The organism is Sinanaerobacter sp. ZZT-01, from assembly GCF_035621135.1.
Classification (GTDB): Bacteria; Bacillota; Clostridia; order Peptostreptococcales; family Anaerovoracaceae; genus IOR16.
Map to the genome: position 1 here is coordinate 1,384,218 of NZ_CP141728.1, position 14,465 is coordinate 1,398,682.

The window sequence follows — 14,465 nt, forward strand, 5'->3', positions numbered from 1 at the left end:
AAAAAGCAAAGGAGTAAAGAAATGAAAAAAGCAATTGCAACAAAAAAAGCACCGGCAGCGATCGGACCTTATGCACAAGGTAATATTTTTGGAAACCTGATCTTCACATCTGGACAGATTCCTCTTAATCCGGAAACAGGAACGATCGTAGAAGGTGGAGTTAAGGAGCAGACAAAACAGTCCTTGACAAATATAAAAGCAATTTTGGAAGAAGCGGGAAGTTCTATGGATAAAGTGATAAAGACAACCGTATTTATTAAAAATATGGATGATTTTACTGTGATGAATGAAATCTATGGAACCTTTTTTACTGAAGGTGCCTATCCTTCCAGATCAGCGGTAGAGGTTGCACGCTTACCAAAAGACGTTCTTGTGGAAATCGAGGTTATTGCAGAGCTGTAAAGCTTGCAATACCACTCAGAAAACAGCAGCTAAGAAGGGGAAACAGAAAGGGGGAATTGTATGTTTAATACGTTGGATGAGTCTTATTCGAGAATTACGCAAGAGCTAGTGGATCTGTCAGATCTTTGTAAGGATAACAGTTCCATTGAAGCAGAGCTTTATCGCAAATATAAAGTAAATCGTGGGCTTCGTGATTTAAGTGGAAATGGAGTATTGACGGGACTGACTGAAATCTCGGAAATTGAAGCTTCAAAGATAATTGATGGAGAAAAAACACCATGTGACGGACAATTATTTTATCGAGGCATCAGCATTGATGAACTTGTAGACGGGTTTATCGACGATAGACGATTTGGATTTGAAGAGACCACTTATCTCTTGTTGTTTGGCGCTTTGCCGACGAAAGAAGAACTAGATGATTTTCGAACTTTGTTGGCTCAGTACCGCACATTGCCAACAAGCTTCGTGCGTGACATTATCATGAAGGCACCGAGCTCTGATATGATGAACACTTTAGCCAGAAGCGTATTGACTCTGTATGCCTATGATACAAAGGCCAATGATATATCAATTCCGAATGTTCTTCGACAGTGTCTTTTAATGATCTCACTGTTTCCGCTTCTTTCTGTTTATGGATATCAGGCTTATAAGCATTATTTTGACGGAGACAGCTTATTTATTCACACACCGAAGCCGGAACTTTCCACTGCAGAAAATATTTTACATTTGCTTAGAGCGGATTCAAAATATACGGAATTGGAAGCACGTATCTTAGATCTGGCACTTGTACTTCATGCAGAGCATGGAGGAGGAAACAACTCTACTTTTACAACACATGTCATTTCTTCTTCCGGCACAGATACGTATTCGGTTGTTGCAGCTTCGTTAGGTTCATTGAAGGGACCGAAACACGGAGGAGCGAACATTAAAGTCGTCCAAATGTTTGCGGATATGAAAAAAGTTTTAAAAGATTGGACGGATGAGGAGGAAGTAGAACGATATTTACGTGCATTACTCCATAAACAAGCATTTGATAAAGCGGGCTTGATCTATGGTATGGGACATGCAATCTATTCTTTATCGGACCCAAGAGCCAATATTTTTAAAAAATTTGTCGAGAATTTATCAAAGGAAAAGGGAAGAATGGAAGAATTTCGCCTTTATTCTTTAGTTGAAAAATTGGCAGGGCAAGTTATTTCTGAAGAACGGAAGATGTATAAAGGTGTTAGTGCAAATATCGACTTTTACAGTGGATTTGTTTATAGTATGCTTGATTTGCCGCTGGAACTTTACACTCCAATTTTTGCGATCGCTCGTATTTCCGGTTGGAGTGCACATCGTATAGAAGAACTGATTAATGCAGGTAAAATTATTCGTCCTGCATATATGAATGTATGCCCACGCAGAGAATATGTGCCAATGACCAGTCGGAGCATAACGAAAGGATGAATGCACATGTCGAATCCAATGAAATTAATGGTAAGAACTTTGCTGATTGTTTTTCTTATGGTCTTTGGTACCTGGCTCAATAAACAGCTGGTTATCTATACAAATGAATCAGGCAATTTAAGATTTATTTCTTCAATTGCTATGTATGTGGTTTATCTTGCAATTGGGATCGCTGTAGGAAGTATGGTCTCTATGCGCTTTACGAAAAATAAGTACATATATATTGTGCCAATTCTTTTATTTTTAGTAATTGCGATCGCACCGTTGATGTACGCATTGGTTCCTTTGCTGCCATTTCCGTGGATTGCAAATTATTTATCACAGTTCACGTACTTGTCATGGACAATAACGGGTGTGTTTTTGGCACTGGCATTCCGGTAAAAATAATTAAGAGAATTTTCAGAAAACACTTGCAAATTATTTTTTCTTTGTTATAATAAGGTTACTAACAAAAAGAAAAGAGGTGAGTCCACCAAAAAATGCAGGTTGAAGAAAACGGATAACGCCAGCTGTCGGATGTAGTGACAGTTGGCGTTATCTTTTTTATCTAATAATTTAAATACAAGGAGGAAAATATGAGTTATATACCAACTGTGCAAGAGGCAAAGACAATTTTAAAAAAATATAATGAGGATACATTCCATTTAAAGCACGGAGAGATTGTATCCGGTGTCATGGGTTATTTCGCAAAAGAATATGATCCAGATAGAGTGGAGTTTTGGAAAGTAGTGGGAATGCTTCATGATTTGGATTTTGAGCAGTTTCCAGAAGAACATTGTATCAAACAGCAAAGTTTGATGGCTGATTTAGGCATTGATGAAGAAATCATCCATGCAACATGCAGCCATGGTTATGGGTTGACTGTGGATATTGAGCCACAGAATACGATGGAGAAGATATTATTTGCTACGGATGAATTGACCGGATTGATCGGAGCTGTTGCTGTTATGAGGCCATCAAAGAGTGTGGATGATCTGGAACTGAAATCAGTCAAAAAGAAGTTTAAAAATTTGAATTTTGCAGCCGGTTGCTCCAGAGATGTTATTTTACAGGGAACACAGATGCTTGGATGGGAGCTGGATGATTTGATTCAAAAAACGATACTTGCAATGCGAAGTTTAAACCCTGAACTGAATTTATAAAAATATGGATAAAAACTTCTATAAATAAAAAATGAAAGAACACATTGAAGTGTCTTTCATTTTTTTACTTACTTTTTCGCTTTATTTTGCTTGCATAAGGAGGAGGAGGCACAGCCTGAACATCCGGAACAACCTCCACTTTTTCTTATTTTTATGGTTTTACGAATGGCAAGAACCAAAAGCAAAATAACAATTGCACCTATGATATAATCTGCCATAATCGACTCCTTTCTCGTACGTTAGCGATTGCTAACTAATTTAATTATAAAATTCAATTGACAAATTGTCAATGAGTTTTTTAAAATTTTGGATAAAAAGATGAAAAAGATAAATAAATATGATAAACTAATTGCTATCAATACTTTACTTAACATAGGAGGGCACTATGAAATTACAAGAATCCGGTGAAAATTATTTGGAAACCATTCTGCTGCTGGAGCAGGAAAAAGGAATGGTACGTTCCGTGGATATTGCAAATAAATTGGATTTTACAAAGGCAAGTATCAGCCGTGCTATGGGTATTTTAAAACGTGAAGAATATATTACCGTTGAAGATGGAGGAAATATTGTATTAACTGAAAAAGGAAGAAAACGAGCAAAAAGCGTTTACGAAAAACACCGTTTGATTGCACAGTTTTTAGTGGAAGCACTGGAGGTTGGTGAGGAGACGGCAGAGCAGGATGCCTGCCGAATTGAGCACATTATCAGTGAAGAAACGTTTTCTCAAATGAAGCTTTGGCTGGAAGCAGCGGCTTCTTTTGATGATGAGTTTACTCAACCGTTAGATCGGTGAGCTGAGCTTCTGTGAGTTCGCAAAGAGAGTGCACGGAGAGTTCCATTTGAAGACCAATACGGCCGCCGCTGACGATAATTGTATCGAAGGCAGCGGCTTTTTGATCGATACAAGTAGGAAACTGTTTTTTCATACCGATGGGCGAGCAGCCCCCCTTTATGTATCCAGTGATATTTGTAATATTTTTTGCTGGTATCATTTCAACCTTCTTTTCCTTAAAATGCTTTGCAGCTTTTTTTAGATCCAATTCACAGGAAACTGGAATAACACAGACATAATATTCCTTACTGCTTCCTTGTGTGACTAAGGTTTTGAATACCTGGTTTGGATCTTTTCCTATAGATTTTGCGACAGAAAGACCGTCTGAAAAGCCGTTCGAGGCATTATAAGTATAGATTTGATGCGCAATTTTTTTTGCATCCAATAAACGGAGTGCGTTCGTCTTTGATATAGATGCTTTTGACATGATTACCTCCTTGATTTGTTACGATAAAAAAGATAGAAACAACGTTTCTATCTTTTTTCTATTTTTTACCCTTGTAAACAGTTGTTGTACTTTTCTTCTGCTTCATTCCAGTTGATTACTTCAAACCAGTTGCTGTAGTAGTCTGGCCGACGATTTTGATAATCTAGATAATACGCATGCTCCCAAACATCAACTGCCAGGACTGGACACAAACCCATCGTTAGAGGAGTATCCTGATTTGGTGTTTTTACTATGCTGAGATTGCCATCTTGATCGCTTACTAAATAAGCCCAGCCAGAACCAAATTGGGAGAGTGCGGCTTCTTTCAACTTCTTTTCAAGTTCTTCTGTTGAACCGAAAGTTTCTTCTATTTTATCTTTAAACTTTCCAGATGGTTCGGTCGCATTTGCAGGTGCCATACCATCAAAATATAAAAAGTGGTTATATACACCTCCGGCATTATTTCTGACTGCGGTACGAATGCTTTCCGGCAATTCGTCCTGTCGTATGATGAGTTCCTCTAAGGACCAGTCTTGATAGGCAGGGAAGTCAGCCAGTGTTTTATTTAAATTATCTACATAGCTTTGCAAATGTTTGTCATGATGAAAGCAAAGTGTGCTTTTTCCAATGTGAGGTTCAAGTGCGTCATACGAATAGGGCAGTGGTTTTACCTCAAATTTGTAATGCTCGTTCATATCAGTCTTCTCCTCTCAAAAATAAGTATTAAATAGCATTCTAGCCTTATTATAACAGTTTACTTCATAAGTTTCAAATAAATAGCACTTGACAAATATAAAAAATAAATTATTATAGTGAGTATAGATATATCTAATATCGATATAAAAGTGATTTGCTAAAAAAAGAAGGGAAGAAAGAGAGAAAAATGGCAAGAGAGCAATTGAAAACTTTAACAGAGCCGATGTATTATGTACTATTAGCTTTGACAAAGGAGCAGCACGGGTATGCGATCATGCAGAACATTACAAAGCTTACAGAGGGACGGGTCGAGGTCGGTGCAGGAACTTTGTATGCATTGCTGTCTCGTTTTGAAAAAGAAGGAATTGTGATACAGACTCGGGAGATAGAGCGTAAAAAGCTGTACTGTTTGAGCGAATTAGGAGAGAAACTTTTAACTCGTGAGTATGCAAGGCTCAATCAAATGGTAAAGGATGGCGACTTATTTTTTAATCAAGACGGCACCTTGCCCCCAATTGACCGGGGTGGGATTGAAGAGGAGGAAGAAGTCTTATCCGCAATAGAAAATGAATCGAAAGATGAACCCGAAGTGCCTTTAGGGGAGAATGTGAAAAAACCGAAAATTGTGTCAAAACCAAAAGGCTTGCGTCATGCATTTGAAAAAGGTTTGTTAACAACATAGAAGGGGTAATGGTAGATATGTTACAAAATAGTAGAAGAAAGGAAAAATACTGCTGGCATTTTTGGCCGTTTTTCAAACATGGGTATCAATATATTCCAGAATATTTAAAAGAAAAAGAAAAAAGAGGATTTCGTTTTTCTTCTTTAGGGTGTTTCTCTGTTTTTGCAAAATATCAGAAAGTAGAGCCTCAAGAAGTGAGGTATGATATAGATGTTTTCCGCCCAAAGGCTTATATAGACATACAGCCTTATCTCGATTTATGTGAAGATTCGGGGTGGGAACTTCGATGGCAGTGGGATGAATATAAAATTTTTCGGGCGATAGACGGGAAGAATCCTACCGTGTTGCAATCCGATTTACAAACAAGACAAGAACAAGAAGCAGGTATCATAAAACGTAACTTTTTCAGTAGATTATTTTTTTGTATATGGTTTACTTTTCTGTTTTACATCCTTCAAAGTAAGTGGAGCTGGAGTCAATTCTATTTGGATTCTTATGGGGATCAATGGATAGTAGGTGTTGCTTTTATAATTTTTATCGCGGGCTTTTTTGCTTTATTTTTTCAAATGTGTATCGCATATCGTTTCTATTGTAATAAAAAAAATCAGAAAGAATTTGAAGCGGGAGATTCCTTGAAACGCATAAAAAGATGGATGGGCATTGTTAAAAATATGTACTCCTTATTTGCATTTCTTGCTGTGATTATAAGCGTTTTTTTGCTTGTATGGGACTTGGACTGGTCGATTTTCGCAGGAGGGATAATCGGAGGGGCAATCGGCGCTACACTTCGAGTTGCATCGATTCGATCTAATTGGCCGTCAGATGTAAAAATGAAAGGGACTCATTCCTCGACATACTATTTTAAAATCGGAATTCTGTTTCTTACTTTTTTTTCTATTTTATCTTTTGCTGCTTGGGAAAATAAAGAAATTTTAGAAAAAAGTAATTTTTGTGTAAAGGAAATTACAAAATCCGAAGACTATTATACACCTTGGCTTGGCGGAAGCTGCTTGATTGAAGTCAGACAAGAGAAGATGATAAATAAGATATGGGTGAGCCTTGATGAAGAAATCCGCGGATCAAAGTATTTTCAAGTCGTAGAGTCAAATGGAAAAAGAGAAATTTTGATGGAGCGCGAGATCTTAAAAGAAAAAGAAAGAGAGCAGTACGGGGACTACGATATGGGATTTTTGTATCCGCAGAAGGGTAGAGTCTTGCTTCGAAAAGGGAAAACGATTTATATTACAGATAAAAAATAATGAAAAAATCCTCAAACCTGGTGTTTGAGGATTTTTCATAGTGTGAATCTATGTTAAAAGAAGGAAAGTGTGCCATTTAATATAGACTGTCAATCGAAATCAAATCATATTCCGGTCCATATTCTACAATTAAGGAGTCTGCAGCTTCTGCAATCATTGCTTGCAGACTTACTTCATTTTTTATAGCCTCGTCCTGATTCAGCTGTTGGCGAGTTTCATAATCTGCGGATTTATCACCGGGGAAATAATATTGATACAGCTTCTCGTAATAGAAAGTTGTCTCCCATATCTTCTGATAAATAGCATTCGTCATATAGCTTGCCTGTAATGCTTGCTTATAAGCAGAAGCGCTGCCCAAGGAATGAACCTGATTCTTTATATCAGTATTGATTTTTTCCTTTTCCTGTTGGGAGAGAGCTAGCTTATTTTTTTTTGCAAGTTTTTCAATGGCATAGACTTCTCTTAGAGCTGTCAATGTATCGGATTTTAATCGGCGTTGTGAGCTGCCGTCCGTATCATTGATAAAACAAGATTCGTCTGTATCTTCCATTGTTTTTTTCATATTGAGAAAGTGGTAACGATATTCTTCTAAGGATACCTCTTTTTCATCGATTTTCATAACATAGTTTACGGAAATGTTTTTTTCTCCAATTTTTAAATAGGCAGGTTCCATTTCATATTGGTTTTTCTGATTTTCCTTGCATGCAACTGTTCCAAGAAAGCAAATAATACCCAATAGTGAAAAAAGGGCAAGCCATTTTAATGGCAGATACCTTCGGATTTTCATTGGTTGGATTCTCCTTTATTTAAAAACTGCTTCAGCAATTTTATCTTATGGTTCATTTTAATAAAACGACCTTTACCATGTATCTTTCATTGTAAAGGTCGTTCATGTCGTTCATATGAAGATAAAATGATGATTTACTGAAAGCTAATAAACGGTTTATTCCTCTGGCGTATTTGTTGATGCGGGAGAAACAAAGGTCCAAGTCAAAATATCACCTTCATTTAAAATCGTATTTTTTGCATCTAGTTCAGGCGACTGGTCGTTTATCTTAAAACTCCAGCCAGTTGGATTTTCTGGAAGTTCGTTTGCTGCATCTTCATTCTGATCTGTAGATTTGACAGAAATTCCGTTTATGCTTTTGATTATCCCGGATTTATGCTCAATAGGAGTTTCTGTAATTTTTCCGTATAATACGATCGCATCCAAAACGGTAGAATCCTCTTCAATGGTGAATGGACCATGGACATCCTGTTCTTCACTGTCTTCAGGATAATCAATTGTTAAAGTGATGGAAGGACCTGATAGATGGTCAATTCTATAAGTTTCAGCATCGGAAGCAAGCAGCAGATAAGTATTCATGTCATTTACGATATCACATAAAGCAATCGTTGCCTGCCTCGTAGCCAGATTATCAAATTTCTGATCCCCATCTTTTTTCATACGAAAACTACCATCTTCATTTTGGAACGCAAGTAATGCTTCAAATGGTGTCAAACCTTTATCGGTAGCAGGAAGAGACTGATCAAACGCGGTAAGTCCCCAAATTGCAGATGAGATTGTACTTGGGTTTTCCGTTCCGCCGTTTTCAAATCCACCGGTTTCCAGCTGCTTGTCTTTAAAGAACCGAATGATTTTTTTCATAGCGGGATCTTTTTTGTGCTTTTGAAAATACGGAGCAAGTGCAATGCAAGAAATGCCGGTTAAGTCCACATTGCCCTCGGCAAGCTGCTGACCATAAGCGAAGCCTCCGTCTTCTGCCTGATAAGAAAGGAGGTATGCAACTGCATGATCGTAGTCATAGCCATCTTTACTGATTGCTACGTTTAAAGCGATCATAGCCCATACATGCTGATTGATATAAGTTGCATCGAATGAACCCGTTTCTAAATTCTGTGTTTCAGATAATTTTTTTGCAAAACTGATAGGGTCACCCTCTCCTTTGATGGTATCACTCAAAATTGCACCGATGTAGGAGGAAGCATACTCATTAGTTTTCGGCGTTTTAGGAAGGGTTAAAAAGCTCCACCCAATCCCGATTCCATCTGCTTGGTTTGCTGCACAAAGCGCAACGAGTTCTTCCCAATTGTTTAAATTATTTTCTGTTTTATAATAATTAACGGCATTTTCCAAAGCGATGAGAGCTTCGGATTGCTGCTCTGTTTTCTCAAAGCTGCATCCGCTGAGATTGCCCATTAATAGACAGAGTACCAGGCAAATTGAGAACCCTTTTTTCCAATTTTTTTTACTTTTCATTGCGTTCCTCCTATGAATGCTGCGTAATTTTATATTGTATTATAAACATTTTCATCGTCTGCATGAAATGCTTTTTCCTTATATTAAAACTAACATATTTTAGGAAGGTTTGCAATAAGGACGAGCCGTTATAGAAGAATCAAATATCGACTGAAATTTAGAAAAAAACTATAGGATTGACAATAGGATTGACAATTATATTTTTCAAAAATATAATGAATGCAAGTGTGAGGAGGGGAGAAAATGGAACAGATATTATACATACCCAGTTATAATGAGACTTTGGGAGAATATGAAAATCCGCAGGATTTAAAGGATTTTTATGAAAGATACGGATGCAGAGGATTAGAAATTATTTGCTGTGGGAATGACGATAGAAAGATTATATCGCCCGATATGGTGAAGGGACTCCATATGCCGTTTTATCCTTTTTGGATTGACTTTTGGAACGAAAATGAAGAAGCCTTGTATCAAGAATTTGGAGAACGCAGTGTATGGGAAGGCTTTTATGGTGGAAAACACCCCCAAGTACTTTTAGAAAATTTTCAAAAAGATTTGGAATATGCGAAAAAAATGGATGCAGAATACGTCGTTTTTCATATTTCTGATGTGACAATTGAAGGTGTATTTACGCATAAGCATATGCACACTGATGAAGAAGTCATTGATGCTTCAGCAGATCTGATTAACCAGCTGCTGGACCATAGAGAGTATACCTTTACTTTTCTTATGGAAAATTTATGGTGGCCTGGACTTACGATGACAAACCCAAAGATGACAGCACGTCTTTTGGAGAAGGTTCATTATGAGAAGAAAGGTATCATGCTGGACACCGGGCATTTGATGTGCAGCAATCTCGAATTGGAGACAGAGAAGGAAGCATGGGAATATGTTGAAAAGATGATAGAACTGCACGGTGACCTGCGTCAATACGTTAAAGGCGTTCATTTACATCAGTCGGTAACGGGAACTTTTACGAAAAAAGCGTTGAAACAGCCTCCGATTTTAGAAAAGGATTATTATAAGAGATTTCAGCAAGTTTATGAGCTTTTAGGAAACGTTGATACTCACCAGCCGACAGAATGCAAAAAAGCAAAAGAGTTTCTCGATCGATTAAACCCTTTATATGTCGTTCATGAGTTAATCGCTTCCAATAGAGAGCAAAGAGAAGATGCTTTAAAGAAGCAAAGTAAATTATTTCGATAAAAGACTTGACGGTGACCATGTTTACTGTTAAGATGAGAGTAACTTCATAAAAGACTTTTATGTAAGGGAAACAGGTTTGAATCCTGTGTGGTCCCGCCGCTGTATTCGTGGAGTCTTTGTTTGAGAACCGTGAGGTTCGCCACTGGGAAACCGGGAAGGAAAACAAAGACGTAAGAGTTTCTCTACAAACGTAAACCAGAAGACCTGCATAAAAGAATGCTGTACCAACGGGAGATTTTGGGCATATAGCGAAAGATTGATACACAGAAAATACGGGCTGTGGCATTTTTGCCACGGTTGTTTTTGTTTTTGTCCAAAGTTATGATAGAACCGTTTGTCTCTATGAAGTTTGATAACTGCCTTTTCATCCGCAGGAGTGTTAAGGGTATAGAACTTGCGGCTATATCCGAGATTCTCCTGCTCCTTTTCTTTTAGAACATTTTCTAAGAAACAGGAAAAAATACAATCTTAAAAAGAGTGAGATTAGATAAAGAATCAATTTACATAAAAAATGTCTTGTGCCTGCTTATTAAATCAATATAGGCAGCTAAGAGGAAAACAGGTTGAAATCCTGTGCGGACCCGCCACTGTAATCGCAGCGTTTTGCTTCAAATTCTATTGGATCAATTGAAAACAGCAATGCAATAGAAAGAATATTGAGCGGAACGGCTTAAAAGCGTAAGCCAGAGAGCCACATAAGACAAGAGTACATTCCACGGGTAATTGGAGAAAATAAGAGTAAAAAAGTAGAAATTTACTCTATTTTTCAATGTAGCAACTTCACAGAAATACGGCTGTGGCAGAAATGCCACGGCTTTTTTATTTGCAATAAGTCAGAGAGAAGTAATGGGATCATTATAGAAATTCAAAAGAGCAAACCGTTAAGAAGGAGATCAAAAAATGAAATTCAATTTAAGTGAAGCATTGCATATAATTGGACAAGTTATGATGAAGCCATGCCTCATCATTTTGTTGCTGCTCATGGTGATTGCAATCTGGCAGTTAGGGGACATGCTGGTCGAACTGCTTGTGGAAAGACGAAAACTGAAAAAGAATCATATACCTCAGCTGTTAGAGAAAATACATGAAGGGAATGAAAACCTAGATACAGTGATCGAAGAAAGCGGATTGACTTCTCGTCAGAAGAATTTACTGTGTACATTGCTCCATGCTAAACACCTTCCAAAAGTGTCATTGATTGCATTAGCGCAAAGACTTTTGGCGACGGAAGAGGAGCAGTATGAAAAAACGACTGCCATCACTGACTTAATAATAAGACTGGGGCCTATGTTCGGACTGCTTGGAACATTAATTCCTCTAGGCCCCGGGATTGTCGCTCTGGGAAATGGAGACACAGCAGCACTTTCAAAATCTTTAGGGGTTGCGTTCGATACAACTATAGCCGGAATGATCGCAGCAGGAATTGCTTGTGTTATCTCTAATTTACGTAAGCGTTGGTATAATAGCGATATGGTCACTTTAGAATCGGTGATGGAGTGTGTTTTAGAGGAGGTCACTGTAGATGATTAGTAATGGTGGGCGTTTAGGAAGACGGCGGAGAAGCCTAATGAATGAGCCAGAGCTGAACCCGTTAGAAACCTTGTCAAATCTAGTGGATGTCATGCTTGTTTTCGCCTGCGGATTGATGATCGCAATTATCCTCTATTGGAATGTAGATATTAGTAAGGTAGTGGATATTATTACTGAAGACGAGTTAGTGCAAGTAGAACATTTGAACGATGCGGCAAAGGATGGAAGTATGGCGGAGGATTTTGATTCAAAGGGAATTGTTTATGAAGATCCAGAAACCGGAAGAATGTATATCGTTAAACAGTAAAGATATAAAAGAAGGGAGAAAAAGAATATGAAAAAGAAATTAAGATTTACAAAGGTATGCAGTATTGTGTTAGTATTATGCTTCATTTTCAGCGTGATGTCAGTCAGCGCATCATCAGAGGCCTTCAATGACATTCAAACACATTGGGCAAAGGGTGCGATTGAACGCTTCAGCGAAAACGGAACGGTGAGTGGCTATGCGGGTGCATTTAAGCCAAGCGATCCGATTAAGCGTGGAGACATGGCTGTTATTTTAAACAAGATAGTGGAATTTAATGAAAAAGCAGAAAATACTTTCACAGACTTAAAAGAATCTTCTTACTATGCAGAGGCAATATTAAAGTTAAAAAGCGCAGGTGTGATGAGTGGAGCGGGGAATTTCGCTCGACCGGAGGATCAAATCACAAGAGAAGAGGCTGCACTCATGCTGTGTCAGGCACTGAATCTTGAAAAAGAAACTGTATGTAATACGACATTTAAAGATGAAGACCAAATCAGTTCGTGGGCAAAAGAAGCAGTATATGCTCTTGTAAATAAAGGTTGGATGAGCGGCTTCGAAGGAAAGATAAATGCGAAAAATAAGATTACTAGGGCAGAAGTTGTAACGATTTTAGATAAAGCAATACCGAAAAACAGTTCAAACGATTCGCAGAAAACCGAAAGTTCAGCGACTGCACCGACAATTGAAACAACGCTTGTAGATGGGAAAACAGTGAAACCAAGCAAGCTTACTTTTGATGTCTATGCAAGAAGTAAAGACGGTAAAAAGATTGACAGTAAAGTAACCTTAAATGGAGAAGCTGCTTCTGTAAATTGGGATGATCAGACCAAAACAAGCTTTACGCTAAAACTAAAAGAAGGAGAAAACATAGTTGTTGTCAGTGCCGCTTCAGATGATCAGACAACAAAACAAACATATACGCTCTACCACAAGACAGTGAAAGAGGGAGAATCCGTCGGGCATGCAGTATTTACCGTAGAAATGCTTACTCTGGGTTCCGGATATTTGGTCACACCGACTGAAGTGGAAATTTTTGAAGGAGAAAATGCAGCAAAAGCTCTTTTGCGAATTTTGGATGAGAATGGATTGCAGTATGAACATACGGGAACCGCAGACAGCTCGTTTTACTTATCACATATGAAAGGAATAGAAGGGAAGGCTCCGATGGATTTATCGAACATCCCAAGCTGCTTAAAGAAAGTGCTGGAAAAGGATAAGGCCGAAATGGAACCAAGAGCAGATGCAGATTCTTTAGGGGAGTTTGACTATACGAGCATGTCAGGCTGGATGTATTCAGTAAATAATGTGTTTCCAAACGTAGGATTTGCCGATACCTATCTGCAAGACGGTGATGTGGTTCGAGTACAATTCACAGTTTGGGGCTACGGAAGAGATATTGGAGGAGCCGATGCGATGGGTACTTATGGAAGTAATTTTTATACTGTGGCCGATAAAACAGAACTTCTGAGAAAGGTCGCAGAAAAAGGGTATGTAAACGTATCAGAGAAAGTAAAAACGATTTTAACCAAGCTCGATGCTTCGCAGACTGAAGTGGATCATGCATTATAAAAATATATCCTTCTTGACAAAAAAATAGGTGATTGATAGAATAGAGTAAAATTTAATATTAATTTTATGTCTGTTTATGTAGTATAAAAAATTACGTAGACAGCTAAGAGGGAAGCAGGTTACATTCCTGCGCGGTCCCGCCGCTGTAATCGCAGAATCTTTACTTTAAATCATTTGAATTGACCACTGGAAAACCGGGAAGGGAAGTGAAGATGCAGGAGAATTAATTTCTCCAGAAGCGTAAGCCAGAAGACCTACATAAAATAGAAGTGCATTCCACGGGTTTTTGGAGGAAAAAAGAGTAAAATAAAAAAGGTTGCTCTGTTTTTTCAGTGCGCAAATTAAGCAGAAATACGGCTGTGGCAGAAATGTCACAGTTTTTTTTTATTCTGTAGGAACTATCAAAAAAACGGATTCGCTTCAATCATAGGAATTATTATCCAAAGATTGATACACAGTTTAATAAACTTTGCAGTAAAAAATATTTTTATGGACATAAAAGGAGGAGAAAAAAAGATGGAACAACCTTTAGTTGACTTGAGTGTAACAAGAAAAGAAGAAGCAAATCTCTTAGCTTTAATTCGTGAAATCAAATATGGTGAATTACGTGTAATTATTCACGATGGAAAACCTATACGGGTAGAAGATATACGTAAAAGCATTAAACTTTAATTTTTATACGCTTAATAGAAATGGGTGATCAA

Annotated in this window: 17 protein-coding genes and 3 riboswitches; of the genes, 12 read left to right on the forward strand and 5 right to left on the reverse strand. The window is 37.8% G+C overall.

Features of this window, described 5'->3' with window-relative positions:
* The first annotated feature begins 21 nt into the window (after positions 1-21).
* From U5921_RS06720 to U5921_RS06735, 4 genes are all read left to right on the forward strand, one after another.
* Positions 22-402, forward strand: coding sequence for a RidA family protein (locus tag U5921_RS06720; protein ID WP_324825693.1), 381 nt, complete (start codon positions 22-24; stop codon positions 400-402).
* A 60-nt stretch (positions 403-462) separates the two neighbouring features.
* Positions 463-1,851, forward strand: a complete 1,389-nt coding sequence (locus U5921_RS06725; protein WP_324825694.1) for a citrate/2-methylcitrate synthase — start codon at positions 463-465, stop codon at positions 1,849-1,851.
* A 6-nt stretch (positions 1,852-1,857) separates the two neighbouring features.
* Positions 1,858-2,232, forward strand: a complete 375-nt coding sequence (locus U5921_RS06730) for a hypothetical protein (protein ID WP_324825695.1) — start codon at positions 1,858-1,860, stop codon at positions 2,230-2,232.
* A 194-nt stretch (positions 2,233-2,426) separates the two neighbouring features.
* Entirely contained in the window at positions 2,427-2,993 is a 567-nt protein-coding gene (locus U5921_RS06735) for a hydrolase (protein WP_324825696.1), read from the forward strand.
* Between the two features lie 68 nt (positions 2,994-3,061).
* Here U5921_RS06735 and U5921_RS06740 read toward each other — a convergent pair whose 3' ends face one another.
* The gene (locus U5921_RS06740) at positions 3,062-3,211 is read right to left on the reverse strand and encodes a FeoB-associated Cys-rich membrane protein (protein WP_324825697.1); all 150 of its coding nucleotides are present in this window, start codon (positions 3,209-3,211) and stop codon (positions 3,062-3,064) included.
* Positions 3,212-3,378: 167 nt separating this feature from the next.
* On the opposite strand from U5921_RS06740, the gene U5921_RS06745 reads away from it, so the two are divergent.
* Positions 3,379-3,786 carry a metal-dependent transcriptional regulator gene (locus tag U5921_RS06745; protein WP_324825698.1) on the forward strand — a complete coding sequence of 136 codons (408 nt, stop codon included), beginning with the start codon at positions 3,379-3,381 and terminating at the stop codon, positions 3,784-3,786.
* On the opposite strand, the gene ybaK is transcribed toward U5921_RS06745, so the two are convergent.
* Entirely contained in the window at positions 3,764-4,252 is a 489-nt protein-coding gene (gene ybaK / locus U5921_RS06750) for a Cys-tRNA(Pro) deacylase (RefSeq protein WP_324825699.1), read from the reverse strand. The genes U5921_RS06745 and ybaK overlap by 23 nt on opposite strands.
* A 65-nt stretch (positions 4,253-4,317) precedes the next feature.
* Positions 4,318-4,947 (reverse strand): superoxide dismutase, encoded by a 630-nt coding sequence (locus U5921_RS06755; RefSeq protein ID WP_324825700.1) that lies wholly within the window; start codon positions 4,945-4,947, stop codon positions 4,318-4,320.
* Positions 4,948-5,135: 188 nt separating this feature from the next.
* Here U5921_RS06755 and U5921_RS06760 point away from each other — a divergent pair, with 188 nt between their 5' ends.
* Positions 5,136-5,630, forward strand: a complete 495-nt coding sequence (locus U5921_RS06760) for a PadR family transcriptional regulator (RefSeq protein WP_324825701.1) — start codon at positions 5,136-5,138, stop codon at positions 5,628-5,630.
* Positions 5,631-5,647: 17 nt separating this feature from the next.
* Complete coding sequence (locus U5921_RS06765) at positions 5,648-6,889, forward strand: DUF2812 domain-containing protein (RefSeq protein WP_324825702.1); 1,242 nt, start codon at positions 5,648-5,650, stop codon at positions 6,887-6,889.
* 76 nt (positions 6,890-6,965) lie between these two features.
* Here the strand turns inward: U5921_RS06765 and U5921_RS06770 are convergent, their stop codons facing one another.
* Positions 6,966-7,676: a SurA N-terminal domain-containing protein gene (locus U5921_RS06770; RefSeq protein WP_324825703.1), complete on the reverse strand. Its 711-nt coding sequence runs from the start codon at positions 7,674-7,676 to the stop codon at positions 6,966-6,968.
* A gap of 156 nt (positions 7,677-7,832) precedes the next feature.
* A complete protein-coding gene (locus U5921_RS06775) occupies positions 7,833-9,149 on the reverse strand; it encodes a DUF4430 domain-containing protein (RefSeq protein WP_324825704.1) in 1,317 nt (438 codons plus the stop codon).
* 243 nt (positions 9,150-9,392) lie between these two features.
* Between U5921_RS06775 and U5921_RS06780 the strand changes: the two genes are divergently transcribed.
* From U5921_RS06780 to U5921_RS06800, 5 genes are all read left to right on the forward strand, one after another.
* Positions 9,393-10,355, forward strand: a complete 963-nt coding sequence (locus U5921_RS06780; protein WP_324825705.1) for a TIM barrel protein — start codon at positions 9,393-9,395, stop codon at positions 10,353-10,355.
* A 42-nt stretch (positions 10,356-10,397) separates the two neighbouring features.
* Positions 10,398-10,582: riboswitch (cobalamin riboswitch) on the forward strand.
* A 273-nt stretch (positions 10,583-10,855) separates the two neighbouring features.
* Positions 10,856-11,070, forward strand: a riboswitch (cobalamin riboswitch).
* Positions 11,071-11,255: 185 nt separating this feature from the next.
* Positions 11,256-11,885 (forward strand): MotA/TolQ/ExbB proton channel family protein, encoded by a 630-nt coding sequence (locus U5921_RS06785; protein WP_324825706.1) that lies wholly within the window; start codon positions 11,256-11,258, stop codon positions 11,883-11,885.
* Positions 11,878-12,192: a DUF2149 domain-containing protein gene (locus tag U5921_RS06790; protein WP_324825707.1), complete on the forward strand. Its 315-nt coding sequence runs from the start codon at positions 11,878-11,880 to the stop codon at positions 12,190-12,192. Before U5921_RS06785 ends, U5921_RS06790 begins: the two co-directional genes overlap by 8 nt.
* Positions 12,193-12,219: 27 nt before the next feature.
* Complete coding sequence (locus U5921_RS06795; RefSeq protein WP_324825708.1) at positions 12,220-13,761, forward strand: S-layer homology domain-containing protein; 1,542 nt, start codon at positions 12,220-12,222, stop codon at positions 13,759-13,761.
* Positions 13,762-13,810: 49 nt separating this feature from the next.
* Positions 13,811-14,038, forward strand: a riboswitch (cobalamin riboswitch).
* Positions 14,039-14,277: 239 nt separating this feature from the next.
* Positions 14,278-14,433: a DUF2292 domain-containing protein gene (locus tag U5921_RS06800; protein WP_324825709.1), complete on the forward strand. Its 156-nt coding sequence runs from the start codon at positions 14,278-14,280 to the stop codon at positions 14,431-14,433.
* Positions 14,434-14,465: the final 32 nt, after the last annotated feature.